Here is a 561-nt window from a genome sequence, read left to right on the forward strand (position 1 = left end):
TACACTCTTTTCCCGTGAGTACGCCACCCAAACCGAATTACTAGCGCGAGTCTTTGACCATGACAAACAGTTATATATTAAGGGATACCGGGCTTTAACTTTGGGTTGGAGTGACGCCAATACATTCTTACCGATCAACTTTGCATTAATGTCTTCCAAGAAGCCACAAAACGTCCTTGGAAAATCAGCTAAAACAACCGATCAACGAACAATTGCTGGCCGGAGACGTCGCCAAGCACAGCAAAAAATGAACCTCGTTTCATTGCAACTTGTCAAGCAAGCCCTCGCAAATGGCGTTCTAGCTGACTATGTGTTATTTGATAGCTGGTATAGCTCACCAAAAATGTTCTATGAATTAACCAAGTTGGGATTAAACGGCGTGGGCATGCTTAAACGGTCCAGCAAAATTTACTATCAATATCGCGGACGGCAATATTCAGTTAAAGCATTATACAAGCGACTGCAGGCCTCAAAATATCAACCCAAGCAAGCTTATCAATACAGCTGCTTTGTCGAAGCGCACGTCGGGAACCAAAAATTCAAGCTTCGCTTGGTATTTGT

At 43.3% G+C, this 561-nt stretch carries 1 protein-coding gene; it reads left to right on the plus strand.

The window, feature by feature from the left end; translation table 11 throughout:
- On the plus strand, positions 1-561 hold a 561-nt coding region (locus CBI42_RS11180; RefSeq protein ID WP_142294129.1), incomplete at both ends, for a transposase.

It is taken from the genome of Streptococcus sp. KR (assembly GCF_002238115.1).
Taxonomy (GTDB): Bacteria; Bacillota; Bacilli; order Lactobacillales; family Streptococcaceae; genus Streptococcus.